Below are 16,039 nucleotides of genomic sequence, written 5' to 3' on the forward strand. Positions count from 1 at the left end.
CTAGGCCTCGCGGGTTGCGGGGGACTTGGTCTGGGACGGGTCCCGTTCGGCGAGGGAGCCGACGGCGGCGTCGATCTTCTTCATGACGTCCGGTTCAAGGCGGATACCGGCGGCTGCGGCGCTGTCGGCCACCTGTTCGGGCCGGGAGGCACCGACGATCGCTGATGCGATGTTCGGGTTCTGCAGCACCCAGGCCACGGCCAGCTGCGGCATGGTCAGGCCGGCTTCCTCGGCCACCGGCCGCAGCTCCTGCACGGCGGCCAGGACGTCGTCCCGCATCCAGCGCTGGATCATCTTGGCGCCGCCCTTGTCATCGGTGGCCCGGCTGCCCTCCGGCAGGGGCTGGCCGGGAAGGTATTTGCCGCTCAGCACGCCCTGGGCCATGGGGGACCAGACGATCTGGGAAATGCCGAGTTCCTCGGATGCCGGTACCACCTCCTGCTCGATGACCCGCCACAGCATGGAGTACTGCGGCTGGTTGGAAATCAGCTGGAAGCCCAGTTCCTTGGCCAGGGCATGGCCGTTGCGGAGCTGCTCGGCGGTCCACTCGCTGACCCCGATGTACAGGGCCTTTCCCTGCCGGACGATATCCGCGAACGCCTGCATGGTTTCCTCGAGCGGCGTTTCAAAGTCATAGCGGTGGGCCTGGTACAGGTCCACGTAGTCCGTCTGCAGCCGGCTGAGGGACCCGTCAATGGATTCCATGATGTGCTTGCGGGACAGGCCGACGTCGTTCTTGCCCTTGGGGCCGGTGGGGCCGAACACCTTCGTGAAGATTTCGATCGACTGGCGGCGTTCGCCCTTGAGCGCCTCACCCAGGACGGTTTCCGCCGCGGTGTTGGCGTACACGTCCGCAGTGTCGAAGGTGCTGATGCCGGCGTCCAGTGCCGCCCGCACGCACTGCGTGGCGACGTCATTCTCCACCTGGGAGCCATGCGTGAGCCAGTTGCCGAACGTGATTTCCGAAATCTTGAAGCCGCTGTTTCCGAGGTATCTGAATTCCATGGTTTTCACGCTAGCGGAGTTGGTTGCTCAGGGTAAGGGATGCCGGTGGCTTATTCCCCGCTCATCCCCAATCAGGTTCCGGGGCAGCAGGTTCGCGTGCGGTGTGTCAGGCGCGCGTACGGGCGTCCGGGTGCTGCGCGAGTGACGTCATGGACCCGGTGTCCAGGACGCTGACGTGCCCGGCAACGGCCGGCTTCCGCGCCGGCCGCGGCGGCTGGGCGGACAGCGCCAGGGCAGACCGTACGGGTTCACCCTTGCTGGCGGCGCCCGTACCGGAAGCAGCCTTGTCGGCCCCGGACTGGACGGCGTCATGGCGCAGGGCCGATTCCACGAGGGGTGCCACTTCGGTTACGCTCGCCGCAGCAACATCAGGGGCTGGCAGGTCCCGCACGGTGACCTTGACCTCCGGCGCTGCGGCGCGGGCACGCGCCACCGCGCGGGCGTCGGCGGCTGCTACGGCGTCGGACCAGTCCTTCGCCAGGACGGGCGGCACGGGCCGGGCCGCTGTCACCAGCGGGTGGTGGGCGACGGCGTTGCGGAGCGCCTCCTGGAGGCCTGCCCGGGTCCGCAGTTTTTTCCAGTCCACCGGCACGCGCGGCTCGCGGACGGGACGGGAAGCGGCCTGGGCGGGCTTTTTCGCCTTGGCGGACGCCGCCCCAGCCGTGGTGGGCAGCGGGCTGCCGTCGGCGGCGAGCCGGACAATCTCGACGGTCTCATTTTTGGGAAGGCGGCCGAACAGCGCCATGACGATCAGTGCAACAAGGCGTCCCAGCCCGGCGATCACCAGGGTGAGCATGACGCTGATGCACAGACCGATGAACATCAGGAAGGCGACACCCAGCGTGCCAAAAAAGGTCAGGTTCAGTGCAATCGTTGTCGGATCTTCCACTTCACCCTCCTTGCCATCGGCGCCCAACCTGCGGTGATTGCGCCGGGAAACAGCCCCTAACCACCTTACGGACTATTTACTGCCGACATGCCCGCAGGACAAGTACCGGCAACTGTTGTTTCGAAGCTGTTATAGGACGCGGTTCCGCGGTGCCCGGATAGGCTGGTCCGGCAAGCCGCCGCCGAGTTCCCGAGGGATGCCATGACCCAGCCAGAACCCTTTTCCGGCAATTGCCCGTGCCTGTCCGGCGAGCAGTATGCGGACTGCTGCGGCCGGTTCCACAACGGTTCGGCGGACGCAGCCACGGCCGAGCAGCTGATGCGTTCCCGCTACTGCGCCTTCGTCCTGCTCGATGCCGGCTACCTCCTGAAGACATGGCACCCGAGCACCCGGCCCAGGGAGCTGGAATTCGATCCCGGCCTGCAGTGGCGGCGGCTGGACATTGTCTCGCTCGAGCGCGGCGGCCCGCTGGACAACGAAGGCGTCGTGGAGTTCAGGGCGCATTTCCGGCACGACGGCGAGCGCGGTGTCCACCACGAAACGAGCCGCTTCCTTCGGGTGGACCGGCGCTGGTATTACGTGGACGCCGTCGCGCTGTCCCGGTAAACCGGCCCGCCCTTCTGACCGCGGCTCAGCGCTCCTCGTAATTCGCATCCGCCGTGGGGGTAAACCCGGCACGGTCAACCTTGCGGTGGAAACGCATCCCGGCCATGCCGCCCAGGACGGCACCGACGAGCGCCACCAGGGCGACCACGACGGCGGCAATGATTCCGGTGGTGGTCACTTGGCCTTCGTTGACCGGGATCCGCGGGAAGCTGTTCAGCTGCGCCAGGATATTGAACTGTTCACCGGCGATCATGCCAAGGACGGCCACCAGCACGGCGAAGATCAGGGCCCAGATCCACACCATGAACCCCTGCTTCGCGCCGTTGAACCTGGCCATCCTGCCGGCGACGTAGCCGCCGCTGAAGTACGAGGCAAAGAGGATCACCAGCAGGACGATGATGCCCACGATCCCCACCGTCTGGTTCGAGGCCGCGCGGCCCACGGCGGCGTTCACGTCGGTGTTCGTGGCAAGACCCACGGCGGTTCCGGCCGCGGCGACCAGGGCGGTCAGCAGTACGGCCATGCCCGTGGCGGCCAGCCAGCCGAAGAACGCCGAACCGATTTTGATGCCGCCAAACGCTTCCCGTTGACGGGCCGCGGCCATTTCCCGGGTGGCAAACGCGGGGTCCCCGGCGCGCGCAGTGTCCGCGCGGCCGTCCGGTTCGTCGTCCGGGGTGTAGTCCCGCTCGGCGTACGGCGTCTGCGCGTCCGTGCTGCTGCCGTCGCGGGCGTCCCTGGTGCTGAAGTCACCGTCCGTCGTGTGCAGGGCGCGCGTATGTGTGTCCGCCGTGGCGGTGTTGGCGGCCCCTCGCCGGGACTCGGTGGCGTCGTAGACGGGCGTGGCCTCGGTGGACGTGCTGGCGTGGCTGCCGGTGGCCTGATATGGCTCCGCCGCGCTGTGTTGGGGCCTGCCCGCTTCGGGCCTGATGGGTTCGGGGGTGCCTGGTTCGGAGGAAGTGCGCCGGGGGTGCCTGTCCCCGGAGCCGGTTGGGCTGCTCATCAGCGACTCGCTTTCATTGAACGGACCCGGGCTCAGGGGGCCTCAGCCCGGGCAACGCAATGCCGAGGCCAAAGGCACTGGCCTCAGTTTCTAGCTAACTCCGTTCAATGGGCATTAGCAAGGATGCTTAGTATCTTGGTTCGGCGCGTCTTCCCTTGTCAGATGCGGTAATGGGCGTGGGCTGGGGCGGGCGCCGTGTCTGGCGCCCGGGTCAGCGGTACGGGCGGTGCAGGGTGTCCCGGGTCGATTCCCGGGCGGAGGCGTCGGCGATCCACGGGCCGGTTCCCTCGGACTGGTCCAGCACCCCCTCCTCCAGCCACCGGTAGTCGCCGGCCAGAACCTTGCGCGCCAGGTCGCGGTCGCCGTCGTCGGTGTTGCGCCACAACTGGTCGAAGTATTCGTCCACCCGGACGCGTGCCTGCTCGCAAAAGGCGTCGGCAAGTTCATACGCCGTGGCACCCCGCTCAGGCACGGTGCGGAGCAGCATTTCGGCCCGCGAGCAGCAGGCCGCCATTGCGAACAGCTCGGCCCCGATGTCGACGATCCGCCCCAGGAAGGCCTGCTTGTGTTCCAGGCCTGCCTGCCAGCGGCCCATGCCGTAGAAGGTCTGCCGGGCGAGCCGGCGGGAGGAACGTTCCACGAACCGGAGGTGCTTGGCCAGCCGCCCGAACTCACCGTATGAGCGCGGGTCCATGCCGGCACCCGCCACCAGCTTGGGCAGCCATTTGGCATAGAAGCCGGAGGCTCCGACGGCGGCCCGGGCCTTGTCGGAAAGGCTCGCCTCGGCGGAGGCCAGGTCCCCGGCTGCGGCCAGGTGCGCGTCCACGGCCTCGCGGGCTATCAGCAGGCGCATGATTTCCGATGAGCCCTCGAAGATGCGGTTGATCCTCAGGTCCCGCAGCTGCTGTTCGGCGGGAACGGCCCGCTCGCCCCGGGCCTCGAGGGATTCGGCCGTCTCGAAGCCGCGGCCGCCCCGGATCTGCACGAGTTCGTCGGCGATCCGGTAACTGATCTCGGTGGACCACAGTTTGGCCAGGGCGGCTTCGATGCGGACGTCCTTCTGCCCGGCGTCGGCCATCTCGGCGGACAGCTCGAACACGGCGTCGAGGGCGAATGCCGTGGCGGCGATGAATGCGATCTTCTTGCCCACGGCTTCGTGCTTGCCCACGGGGCGGCCCCACTGGGTGCGGGCATTGGACCATTCGCGGGCGATCTTGAGGCTCCAGCGGCCCGTTGCCACGCACAGTGCCGGGAGCGAAAGCCGGCCGGTGTTCAGCGTGGTGAGGGCGATCTTCAGCCCCTGGCCTTCGCGTCCCAGCCTGTTGGAGGCAGGCACCCGGACCTGGTGGAAACGGGTCACCCCGTTCTCGATGCCCCGCAGGCCCATGAAGGTGTTGCGGTTTTCCACTGTGATCCCGGGGGAGTCCATTTCGACGACGAAGGCTGTTATCCCGCCTTTGAAGACGGCGCCGTCGGAGTCGATGTGCCGCGGCACCACGGCCATGACCACCACAAGTTCGGCGATCACGCCGTTGGTGGTCCAGAGTTTGACGCCGTCCAGGACATACGACCCGCCGTCGGCGCTGGGAACTGCGGTGCTGCCCATCCGGGCGGGATCGCTGCCGACGTCGGGCTCGGTCAGCAGGAACGCCGTGACGGCCCCCGCCGCACAGCGCGGCAGGTACTGCCGTTTCTGCTCGGCGGTGCCGAACACCTTCACCGGTTCCGGCACGCCGATGGACTGATGGGCGGAAAGCAGCGCGCCCAGGCTGGGGTGCACCGATCCCAGCAGGGCCAGGGCCCGGCCGTAGTACACCAGGGACAGGCCCAGGCCCCCGTACTCCTGCGGAATCTTCATGCCGAACACGCCCAGTTCGGCCAGGCCGCGCAGATACTCGTCGGGAATCTTCGCGTCGCGTTCGATCGTCCGCCCCGACATGGTGCGGCAGTATTCCGTCAGCCGCGCCATGAAGGCTTCGCCGCGTTCCACGTCGTCGGGTTTGGCGGCTGGCCAGGGATGGATGAGGCCCAGGTCAAAGCTGCCGAGGTACAGGCCTTTGGCGAAGCTGGGCCGGACCCACTCCTTTTCGCGGGCTGCCTCGGCAATGGCCCGGGCATCCTCTGCGGACGCACCGGCGCCGATCTTCTCGGGAGTGACCGGCGTTTCGGACGCCGGACTGTCCACGGGCGGGATGGCGCCAGTGCCGTCCCCGGCCGCGCGGCCTGTGGTTGCGCTGTCAGTGGCGGAGCTCACGGGGCATCTCCTCTAACCGGATGACCGGCTCAAAGCCCTGGGTCCGCCGCGGGTGGAGAACCCTTCAGCTGTCCCTCAATGCTACCCGCGGGTAGGTTCCGGTGCTAGGGGTGGGCTGACCCTGAAAATCAGCGGGAAACTCGACTGCCGAGGCGTGGTGCACCAGCCTGTCCCATGCGTGGTTGATGCCGTGGACGGTCCTCAGCAGGGCCGCGGCGATGACCAGCCAGGCCAGCCTTCCCACGCCCACCAGGACGAGCGCGGCGAATGCGGCCACCGCCACGAACAAGACAAGCACCATGGCAAACATCAGCGTTCCGATGAACACCAAGGTGGCTGTCTCCACTGCACTCAAGTCGAACTGCATGCTTCCCCCTGCGCCGTTGCTGCGGATGGATCAGTAGCTCGAGACTAGGGCCAGATGCGAAGCTTCCTCCAGCCTCTCAGCCATGCTGTGGCCGCGTTGATACGGGATCGAGACATTACGTCCGCGTAGGTCACGGAGTGATTGCGAAAACCTCATCTGTCACATGCGTAACGTTGCCTGCGGGTCACCTCCCCGGTTTGCCACGGGAACAGGTGTACCCGGCGCCGGCCGGACCATGGCTCTGCGTTAACCTTGTATGTGGCAGTTTTCGGGTTTTCCGCTGCCCTGACCATCCCCCCAGCCGCTAAGGAGAGTGTGTGCCCCGGTCCGCCACGTCCTCTGCTGACGCGATCAGCGCACGACTCCGGGACCTCGAGCTCCTCACCAAGGGGCCGGCGTGGGCTCTCACCCGTTCCGCCCCATGGGTGATCGCCGTCCTGCAGGCATCCTTTACCCGCACCCGGCCACAGCTCCCGCTGGAAGAATTCCATGCCGACGTCGACTCCTTCCTTGAGCAGTTGCGCCGCCAGGACCCGGCCCTCGGCGGCCATGCCAACGGGAAGTCCTTCGGCGATGAGTGGACCCGGAAGCAGTTCCTGACGCGCCGGAACCAGTCGGGGCAGATCGTGTACGAGGTCACCGAACCGGCAGCCCGCGTGCTGGCTTTCCTCGACAGCCTCTCCAGCGACAGATCCACGCTCAACGGTTCCCGGCTGGGCACGCTCCTGGGCGACGTGGAGAAGCTCGCCAACGAGACGAACCCGGACCAAAGCGCCCGGCTGGAAGCATTGGAGGAGGAGATCGAGGAGCGGCAGCAGCTGATCCAGGACATCAGCTCCGGCGACTTCGACGGTCTGCTCGACGACGACCAGGCCGTGGAAGCGGCCGGCAACATCCTGGACCTCGCCGCCAGCCTGCCGGCGGACTACAAAAAAATGCGTGACCGGATTGAGGAGCTCGTGGGGGAGCTCCGCAACCAGATCATCGAGGAATCCCTGACCAAGGGTGCCACCATGGCCCAGGTTCTCGAGGCGGACAAGCGGCTGCGCCAAAGCCCGGAAGGCAGGACCTTCCGCTCCTTCACCGCCTTCCTCGAGGACCCGCAGCAGCAGCTGCGCTTCCGCTCCGCAATCGGCGAGGTCCTCAGCCGCCAGTTCGCGGACGACCTTTCACCGGAAGACCGGGAGACCCTGAAAAACCTCGTGGCGGAGCTCCGGCAGCAGCACAGCCAGATCCAGCGCATCTACGGCAAGCTCAGCGAGAGCCTGAACACTTACGTCCAGAGCGACGACTTCCGCCAGTCGGTAAGGCTGCGCAAGGTGCTGCGGGAGGCGGAGCAGGCCATCCGGTCCATGCCCTACGAACGCGAACGCCCTGGCCTGGTCCGCGGCCCGGTGCTGTTCAACGCCGGGTTCGAATCGCTCTCCATGGTCAAGCTTTTCGATCCGGACGAGTTCGCTGCCCCGCCCAGGCTCGCCGACCCCATCGCCTTCCAGGACTCGGATCGGATCCGCTCGCCGCGGACCGCCAAGGCCAGGCCGGAATCGATCCGCGCCGCGGCCGCCGGAGCCTCCACCCTCGCCGAAGCGTGGGAACAGCTCCCGCCGGAGGAACAGCACATCAACTCCATCCGGGCACTCCTCTCGCACGCCCTCCACTCCGGCGCCGACTTTGACCAGCTGGCCTGGGAGGCCCTCGACTTCGAACAGATAGACGGCACCACCCGCAAGGCATACCTGCCGGTGGTAACGCTCAAGAAGGATTAGCGATGACTGAAGAGATGATGACGGCGGACGCCGCCGCGCCGCCGGTTGAGCCTGCAGAGGTGGCTGAGCCTGCCGAAACCCACACAAGCTCATTTGCCGCCGGCGTCAGCCCCCGCGACACGTTCGTGGACGGTGCGGCGCTCTTCCCCGGCGACACCGGTGTGCTTCCCATGAAGGTGCGCCAGGCCCTCGTGAAGCTGCTGAAAGGGCCGTACGTCGACGGCGGCCGGGACGAGAAACTCTGGACAACGCTGCTGGACAACCAGCTGATCCTGCGCAGCCGGCTCTCCGAACTGTTCCTCACGTTGCAGCTGGACCACGAGCGCAAGATTGCCGTGCTGCGCCCCGTTGACCCCGACGCGATCGGCGGCAGTGCACGTTCCAGCATCCTGCGCCAGCAGCGTGCGCTCAGCCGGGTGGAGACGATCGTGCTGCTGCGCCTGCGCCTCCTGCTGGACCGCCACGTCACGGCGCAGACCGATCCCACCATCACGCGCGAGGAAATCGCCGAACTGGTGGCACACTACCAGCCGTCCGGCCAGCAGGACGCCCTGCGCGACTCGGACGTGGTGAACCGGGCAATCACCAAGCTCCTCGCCCGCCAGCTCCTGCTCACCACAGGTTTGGACGACGTCTACACCATCTCCAACGCCCTGCCCCTGGCCCTCCCGTTCGACAACATCGGTGACATCCCCGCCCAAATCGAAGCCCTGATAGCCGCCACAGCAGACCCCGCCGGTACCGAAGCAATGCTGGAACTCGACGGCGACACGGCCCCAGACGATACCGACGATGCCGATGCCGCCCCCGAAGGTGACGTGCGGGCAGACGGGGCGGCATTGCCGTCGGCGTCCCGTAAGCGGATCAACGAGGAAGGTGCAGCCAAGTGAGTATTGCGAGCATGCTTCCGCTGGGCGACGTCGTCAACCCGGGACAGATGCGTCTGGCCCTGGTGCAGGTGGTCAACTGGGGGACGTTCCATGGCGCGCACACCATGCACGTGGACCGTAACGGCACGCTGCTGACCGGCAACTCGGGCGTGGGCAAGTCGACGCTGTTCGACGCCATCCTTCGGGTGTTCGACGCCCGGCCCCGCTCCAACGAGGCTGCCGCGCAGCGCTCGGGGGCCGTGGAGGACAAGCGCACCACGTTCACGTACATGCGCGGCAAGGTGGGGGACAAGGCCGTCGGTGAGGGTTCGGCCAGCGCGTTCCAGCGTCCCGGGGCCACCTGGTCCGCCGTCGCGCTCACGTTCGACAACGCGGCGGGCACCAGGGTGACGGTGTCGGCACTGTTTGACCTGCCCAAGAACGGCACGGAGTCGAGCGTCGGCCGGTACTACCTGATCGACAACAGGCCGCTGGACCTGTCCGCCATTGAGGACATCGCCGAGAAGCGTTTCACCCGGGCGGCCCTGGAGAACATCTTCCCCGACGCCCAGGTCTTTGACGTGCACAAGGCCTTCGCGGAGCGTTTCCGCCGGCTCCTGGGCATCAACTCCGACCAGGCGCTGCCCCTGCTCCGCGTCATCCAGGCCGGCAAGGGCCTCGGCGGCAGCGTGAACACGTTCTTCCGCGACCAGGTCCTGGATGCCCCGGCCACACTGGCCGCCGCAGACGACGTCGTCGAGGAATTCAGCAACCTCATGTCCATCCGTCAGCGCCTCGAGGACGTCCGGCAGCAGCGCGACCAGCTGGCCCCGGTCCCCGGCCTGAACAGGGAATACGCGCAGTCGCTGCTCGACGCGAACCGCCTGCGTGAGCTCGCGGGAGAGGAATTCGAGGCCTACCGGCAGCAGCTTGCCGTCACCGTGCACGAGAAAACGCTCACCCGCTTCAAGGCGCTCGCCCAGGCAAAGGCCAAGGACCTCGCAGCGGAACGGGGTGTGCGCGACGGCCTGGCCAAGGAGCTTCGGCAGCTGGAGGCTGAGTACAACAACCAGGGCGGCAACGCCATCTCCTCGATCGAGCAGTCACTCGAGAACGCCCGGGTGGGGCTGAAGCTCCGCCAGCAGGTGGAGGAAGCGGCCCGCCAGGCGCTCACCGACGCCGGCCTGGACCTGGAGTGGACTGCAGAGGGCTGGGAGCAGGCCCACGAACAGGCCGCGGCCCGCTCGGCCGAGCTGAAGGACGACTCCGCGGCCCTGCAGGAGCTGCGCTTTGAGGCCTTCGACGCCCACGCAGCCAAGAAGCGGGAGCTTGCAGCGGCTGAGCAGGAGCTGGTCTCGCTGAAAACGCGCAAGTCCCTGCTGCCGCCGTCGAGCATTGAAAACCGGGCGGCAATTGCCGCGGCCACGGGCATCCCCGAGGAGCAGATGCCGTTTGGCGGTGAGCTGATCGACCTCGCCGAGGGGCAGGAGCAGTGGCGCCCTGCGGCGGAACGGGCCCTGCGGAACTTGGCCACTACGCTGCTGGTGCCGGGCGAGCATTTCGCGGCGGTGACCCGCTACCTGAACGGCCACACCGTCCGCGGCGCTTTGCGCGCGGTTGACGTGTCCAAGCCCCTCGCCGGCGCCGCGCTCGCCGTGGAGGACGTGGCCGACGGCGACCTGCTGACCAAGCTGGACATCCTCACCACCGGGATGAACGCCGACGCCGGGTTGTGGATCCGGGAGCGGATCGCCCTCGACTTTGCCTACCCGTGTGTGGAGAACCCGGACGAGCTGGCCGTCCTGGACAAGGGCCTGAGCCTCGGCGGCGTAGTCAAACGCAACCGGCACACCGTGGAAAAGGACGACCGCTTCACCAGCCGGCAGGATTACGTTCTCGGGTTCGACAACGCGTCCAAGCTGGAACTCGTTGCCGGCCAGGCGGAGGACCTGCGCCAGGAACTGGCCAAGGCAGCCGAGCTGGCCCAAAGCCGCGAGGAATCACACCAGGGCATGTCGCGGCAGCTCGAGGCCCTGCGCAGGGTGGCCGAGGACAACCGCACGTGGGAACAGGTCTCGGCCGCGGTCGCCGCGGACGAGCTTGGCCGGATTGAACAGCGGCTGAAGGATGCCCTCGCCGCACAGGCCGACCTCGAACCGCTCCGCGCCAACATCGAGACGGCGCGCCAGAAACACCAGTCCAGCACCGAGGGCGCCGCGGTGCTGCAGAGCGAATACAAGGCGCTGGACCAGCAGCTCACCGCCTCCGATTCCCTCCTGGAAGCCGCACGCACCCGCCTGAACCAGGCGCCGCCGTCGGACTCCACCGCCGCGGCGCTGGCGCCGTACTTCGCCGAATTCGGCGACGTCACGGAGATGCATGAGCTGGACAACCTGGCCGGCCGGGTGCGGACCCAGCTGCTCGGCGAACTGCACGGTGCGGAGTCCCGTGCCCAGGCGACGGCGGAGCGGCTCACGCGGATCTTCGAAGGCTTCGTCCGGGAGTGGGGCACGGCCATTTCGGCTGACCATGGCACGTCCATCGGCGCGGTGGGCGAGTTCGAGGCCCGCTACCACGCGATCATCAATGACGGGCTGCCCGCCCAGGAGGCCGAGTTCCGGCAGTTCTTCAACCAGCGCACGCACGAGTCGTTCAGCACGCTGCTCCACCTGCTGGATGAGGAGCGCCGTTCCATCACCAGCAGGATCCTGCCGCTGAACGGGATCCTGTCCGAGGTGAATTTCCACGAGGGCAGCTATCTGGAGCTCGACATTAAGCAGACCCTGCCGGCGACCGCCAAGCAGTTCAAGGACGCCATCCAGAACGCGCTGAAGACACGGCACGTTCGGCCGGTCAAGGCAGAGGCAGCCAAGGCGGAAACCCCGCAAGCGGCCCAGAACGACGACGCCGAACTGACCGCCCGCTACAAATCGCTGGAGACGCTCGTGAAGCGGCTGGGATCGCAGACTCCGGAGGACCGGCGCTGGCGGGCCGAGGTGCTGGACGTGCGCGGACACCTGTTTATCCAGTGCAAGGAGCACCGGGAAGTTGACGCGCCGGCCGGGAAAAAGGGCGGCAAGCGCACGGAAGTGTTCATGCACGCCGACACGGGATCAATGTCGGGCGGCGAGCGCCAGCGGTTCACCGCGTTCATTATGGCTGCCGCCCTGAGCTACCAGCTGGGGATCGCCGAGCAGGGCTTCACCACCTACGGCACGGTCATGATGGATGAGGCGTTCGTGCTGGCCTCCGAGGAATTCGCCGGCGCGGGCATCAAGGCGCTGCACGAGTTCGGCTTCCAGCTGCTCCTGGCGGCTCCCGAGAACGTCATCGACCTGTCCCGGCACCTTGGCTCGGTCACGGAGATCCTGCGGGACAGGCGGACCAACCGGTCCGGTGTGCTTAGCGCTCCCGTTATCACGCCGAAGCCCGGTACAGCAGGGCAGTGGCGCTCCGAGGCCAATCCCGTGGATATCGTGCTGCGCTAGGTGTAACAGTTCCAGCCGGTTTATAACAAATCGATGGATTTATTGTGGCGGTTCTAGTGGCAGGCTCTTTTAGCGTGCCAAGGTGGTGACTCCACCAGTCTTCGCCGGATGCTTTACAGGGTAACCGATACTCCCACGCGGCGGGCAGCGCAGCCCCCTGTGAGCCTGGCGGCGTCATTTTCGAAAGGCACCATCATGCGCCCTGCGTTCCGCGCCCCCGCAATCACGGCCCTTGCTGCCGCCGCCGCCCTCTCACTGGCCGGCTGCGGGGCCATAGTTTCGGCAGCCCCCTCGACTTCCTCCCCGGCGGCTGCGCCGGCCTCTGCCTCCGCGTCGGCCACAGCGTCGGCGCCGGCGTCCTCCAGCCCGGCAGCCACTGCCACGCCGGCGGCTTCTGGCGGCGGTGGCGCCGGTGCAGCCTCGCCGGGGACCACGCCGTCGTCTGCCCCGGCACCTGCCGAGCTGAAGACGTACACCTTCCCGAACGGGCATGTGTCCTTCAAGTACCCGGCCGACTGGAAGGTGGAGCTCTTCACCGGGGGAGGATCTCCGTCGGAGTCCGCCACGGCCACCGTCACCGACGCCAGCGGCACCAAGCAAGCCACGGTGTACGCCGGAAAGATCGCCGACGGCGTCTCCCACCCGGTGACCCGCACCGTCTTCGAGTCAGCGCCGGTTCCAGGTCTTGCGGGACAGCCCGCGCCGGCCGCCCACTACGCGTTTTATGTGGACCGGATGGAGAGCAACGCAACCTACCGCATGCACCTGGTGGCCGGGGCTCCCGCCTCAGGGCAGGGGGCCGCGCTGGACGGCATTATCCGCACCGCGGAAGGCGTCATCCTGGCCGACGTGCAGTTCATTGAGAAGCCCTTCGCCAATGACGCCGCGGCCAAGTCCTGGCTCACGGGGGCCGAGGGCCAGGCCCTGAAAGCGCTGCTTCTGAGCGTCACATACAAGTAGGCCCCGGACGCTTCCTCAGGTTTGGTCGGGTCGGCCCGGACGCTTCCTCACTTTCATGTGCGGGAGCGTTGTGCTGTGGGCGGCAGGATGTGAGGAGGGGTTGGGGTTTGGGCGACGAAAGCTGAGGAAGCGTTGGAAGCTAGGCGTGGGCGGCCGTGCAGGCATCGATCTGCGCCTGCACGATCCCGCCGTAATAGGACACCAGCTCGTCAAAGTCCCAGCCGTCGAAAAGCCCCAGCGTCCGCAGGGTTTCGCCGAAACCGGTCATCAGGGCGGTGACGGTGGACGCATACCGCCGGTCCGGCGTCGCATCCCCGATGAGCTTTGCGATGCTGCTGACGTAGCGCTCCCGCAGCTCGTTCCGCGCCGCCTCCGGATCGGGGGCATCGTGGACATTGATCGGGATGATGGCCCAGGGCTCCTGCATGCCGCGTTCCCGCCGCATCAGCACCCGGAAAACGAGGGCGCCGCCGAGTTCGGACGCCGGGACGGTCAGCTCGGTGAGCAGCGACTCGTCCGGCTGCACCGCGGCGAACAGCTTGGCCTTGGAGATGAAGAGCTTCATCACCAGGGCTGCCGAAACCCCGGCCTCGGCGGCGATGTCCCGGACCGTCACGGCCCGGTAGCCCCGCTCGCCGAACAGCCGGCCTGCCGCGGTGAGGATGGACTCCTGGCTGGGGCTGCTCATGCCCGCACCGGTTCCCCGCCGGGCCGTTGCGCTCCTGCCGCCTGCGCGGGCTGTTCGGCTGAAAGGTTGACGGTCACGGACCGGTTGTCGACGGCGAGCTTGCGCGCCACGGCTTGATGAGTCACGGGATGAAGCATAGTCACTATGTAGCGTCCGGCGGCGGGCAGCGGAAGTGTGTACCCGCCGTCGTCGTTAGTCCTGGCGGTATCCACATGCTCGCCGGTGGCGTGCAGCAGGGCTACCACTGCCCCGGCCACGGGCTCGCCGGCGACGGCCGCACGGCCCGAGATTTCCAGCCGCTCGTGGAGGAGGAAGTTCTGCTTTAGCGTGCGGCCGTCGAAGTCAAAGACCTCCGCCATCGGCGCCCAGCCTGCCGCGTTGGCCACCACTAGGTATTTTCCGGCGCCCGGCAATGCCACCGAATAGTTGCCGTCGTGGTCCACGCGGCTCCAGTCCACCGGCTCGCCTTCCGTCCCGAGGACGGTGACGACGGCGGGAGTGAGCGGGCGGTGGTCCGGCGCCAGGACGCGCCCCTGCACCACGAGCTCCGCTGCCGCCGGCACGGGGGGCTGGGCGGCGGCGGGGCGGTGGGCCGCTGCCCGGGGGATGAAGACGGCGGCGAGGACGGAGGCGGCGGAGGCCAGCGCGGCCATCCAGAACACATCCCGGAAGGCATCGAAGGAGGGCAGCCTGGCGGCGCCGAGCGGGATGGTCACCGAGGTGAGCACGGCGGCGACGGCGGCAGAAGAGGTCGACGTGCCGATCGAGCGGACCAGGCTGTTCAGGCCGTTGGCGGACGCGGTTTCTGTGATCGGGACAGCGCCCATGATCAGCGTTGGCATGGCGGCATAGGCAATGGCCGTGCCCACGCTTACCACCGTGGAACCGATGATCACCCACGTGATGGAGTCGTAAAAGAACACCCGGCCCACATACCCCGCGATCATCACGCCCGCGCCGGCCATCAGGGCAGACCTGCCGCCGAAGCGCCGGATGATGCCGCCGGACACCGGGGCGAACACCACCATGGCCAGGCCTGAGGGCACCATGCACAGGCCGGCCGTGATGACGTTCAGTTCAAATCCGTAGCCGGTGGCGCGGGGGAGCTGCAGCTGCTGGGTGGTGAGGAGCATGTTGGCGAACATCGCGAAACCGATCAGCAGCGACGCCAGGTTGGTCATCAGGACGGGCCGCCGGGCCGTGGTGCGAAGATCCACCATGGGCTGGCCCACCCTGAGCTCGTACGGAATCCACACAGCCAGCAGCAGCGCGGCCGCCAGGAACAGCAGGAGGACAGGTTCCGACCCCCAGCCCCAGGCGCCGCCCTTGGAGATGGCCAGCAGCAGTGATCCCAGCGCTGCGGAGAGCATTAGCGCCCCCGCGTAGTCGAAGCGGCCGGGAGTGCGGACTTTGGATTCCGGAACCACCAGCACGACGGCGAGCAGCAGGAGCGCGCCGGCGGCTGCGGAAACCCAGAAGATCGAGGTCCAGCCGAGGCTTTCGTAGAGGAGGCCCGCCAGTGGAAGGCCCAGGGCGCTGCCGATGCCCAGCGTGGCGCTCATCAGTGCCACGGCGGAGCCCATCTTCTCCTTGGGCAGTTCGTCGCGCATGATGCTGATGCCCACCGGGATCAGGGAGGCGGAGAATCCCTGAAGGGCCCGGCCGACGATCAGCCACAGGAACGTCCCGCCCAGCGCGGCCATGACCGACCCCGCCACCATGATGGCCAGGCAGACGACCATCATCTTCCGCTTGCCGTACATGTCCGCGCTGCGGGACACGATCGGCGTGGCCACGGCGCTCGCGAGGAGCGTTGCCGTGACCAGCCAGGATGCGTCGTCCGGCGTAACCGCCAGGATCCGCGGAAAATCAGGCAGGAGCGGCACCACGAGGGTCTGCATCAGGGCCACCAGCGTGCCGCTCAGCGCCAGGACCGCGGTGATGGCGGACGGGCTGCGGGCTGGTTTCGGGGCGGGAGGTGCTGTCATGTGCGGCAGGCCTTTTGGAGGGAGGGGATGCCCGCGGGTGGGTGAACGGGCGTTTACTCCTTCGAGTGAACCATCGTTCACCCTTTACCCGCAAGGCGCCGAACGTTAGTCTGGCCACCCGAGGCAATTACGTGACGCAAACCTTTCGTAATCTTCGGA

The 16,039-nt window shown here is 67.5% G+C and carries 12 protein-coding genes; 5 read left to right on the forward strand and 7 right to left on the reverse strand.

Annotation, left to right across the window (positions count from 1 at the left end; translation table 11 throughout):
* On the reverse strand, window positions 1-1,005 hold the full coding sequence (locus ACFUTU_RS06190; protein WP_377962036.1) for an aldo/keto reductase family protein: 1,005 nt from the start codon (window positions 1,003-1,005) through the stop codon (window positions 1-3).
* Between the two features lie 106 nt (window positions 1,006-1,111).
* On the reverse strand, window positions 1,112-1,894 hold the full coding sequence (locus tag ACFUTU_RS06195; RefSeq protein WP_377962039.1) for a hypothetical protein: 783 nt from the start codon (window positions 1,892-1,894) through the stop codon (window positions 1,112-1,114).
* Window positions 1,895-2,095: 201 nt separating this feature from the next.
* On the opposite strand from ACFUTU_RS06195, the gene ACFUTU_RS06200 reads away from it, so the two are divergent.
* Window positions 2,096-2,500, forward strand: a complete 405-nt coding sequence (locus ACFUTU_RS06200; protein ID WP_377962042.1) for a YchJ family protein — start codon at window positions 2,096-2,098, stop codon at window positions 2,498-2,500.
* Between the two features lie 25 nt (window positions 2,501-2,525).
* Here ACFUTU_RS06200 and ACFUTU_RS06205 read toward each other — a convergent pair whose 3' ends face one another.
* From ACFUTU_RS06205 to ACFUTU_RS06215, 3 genes are all read right to left on the reverse strand, one after another.
* Window positions 2,526-3,500, reverse strand: coding sequence for a TIGR04086 family membrane protein (locus ACFUTU_RS06205; RefSeq protein WP_377962044.1), 975 nt, complete (start codon window positions 3,498-3,500; stop codon window positions 2,526-2,528).
* Window positions 3,501-3,711: 211 nt separating this feature from the next.
* Window positions 3,712-5,685: an acyl-CoA dehydrogenase family protein gene (locus ACFUTU_RS06210; RefSeq protein WP_377962096.1), complete on the reverse strand. Its 1,974-nt coding sequence runs from the start codon at window positions 5,683-5,685 to the stop codon at window positions 3,712-3,714.
* A gap of 133 nt (window positions 5,686-5,818) precedes the next feature.
* On the reverse strand, window positions 5,819-6,121 hold the full coding sequence (locus tag ACFUTU_RS06215; RefSeq protein WP_377962047.1) for a hypothetical protein: 303 nt from the start codon (window positions 6,119-6,121) through the stop codon (window positions 5,819-5,821).
* A 317-nt stretch (window positions 6,122-6,438) separates the two neighbouring features.
* Here ACFUTU_RS06215 and ACFUTU_RS06220 point away from each other — a divergent pair, with 317 nt between their 5' ends.
* From ACFUTU_RS06220 to ACFUTU_RS06235, 4 genes are all read left to right on the forward strand, one after another.
* Complete coding sequence (locus tag ACFUTU_RS06220; RefSeq protein WP_377962050.1) at window positions 6,439-7,887, forward strand: DUF3375 family protein; 1,449 nt, start codon at window positions 6,439-6,441, stop codon at window positions 7,885-7,887.
* Window positions 7,888-7,889: 2 nt separating this feature from the next.
* Window positions 7,890-8,777 (forward strand): DUF4194 domain-containing protein, encoded by an 888-nt coding sequence (locus ACFUTU_RS06225; RefSeq protein ID WP_377962053.1) that lies wholly within the window; start codon window positions 7,890-7,892, stop codon window positions 8,775-8,777.
* Complete coding sequence (locus ACFUTU_RS06230; protein ID WP_377962056.1) at window positions 8,774-12,244, forward strand: ATP-binding protein; 3,471 nt, start codon at window positions 8,774-8,776, stop codon at window positions 12,242-12,244. The genes ACFUTU_RS06225 and ACFUTU_RS06230 overlap by 4 nt, the downstream gene beginning before the upstream one ends.
* 195 nt (window positions 12,245-12,439) lie before the next feature.
* A complete protein-coding gene (locus ACFUTU_RS06235; protein WP_377962059.1) occupies window positions 12,440-13,204 on the forward strand; it encodes a hypothetical protein in 765 nt (254 codons plus the stop codon).
* A gap of 139 nt (window positions 13,205-13,343) precedes the next feature.
* Here ACFUTU_RS06235 and ACFUTU_RS06240 read toward each other — a convergent pair whose 3' ends face one another.
* Complete coding sequence (locus tag ACFUTU_RS06240) at window positions 13,344-13,892, reverse strand: TetR family transcriptional regulator (protein WP_377962062.1); 549 nt, start codon at window positions 13,890-13,892, stop codon at window positions 13,344-13,346.
* A complete protein-coding gene (locus ACFUTU_RS06245; RefSeq protein ID WP_377962065.1) occupies window positions 13,889-15,880 on the reverse strand; it encodes an MFS transporter in 1,992 nt (663 codons plus the stop codon). Before ACFUTU_RS06245 ends, ACFUTU_RS06240 begins: the two co-directional genes overlap by 4 nt.
* Between the last annotated feature and the right edge of the window lie 159 nt (window positions 15,881-16,039).

It is taken from the genome of Arthrobacter sp. NPDC057388 (genome assembly GCF_042668165.1).
Classification (GTDB): Bacteria; Actinomycetota; Actinomycetes; order Actinomycetales; family Micrococcaceae; genus Arthrobacter.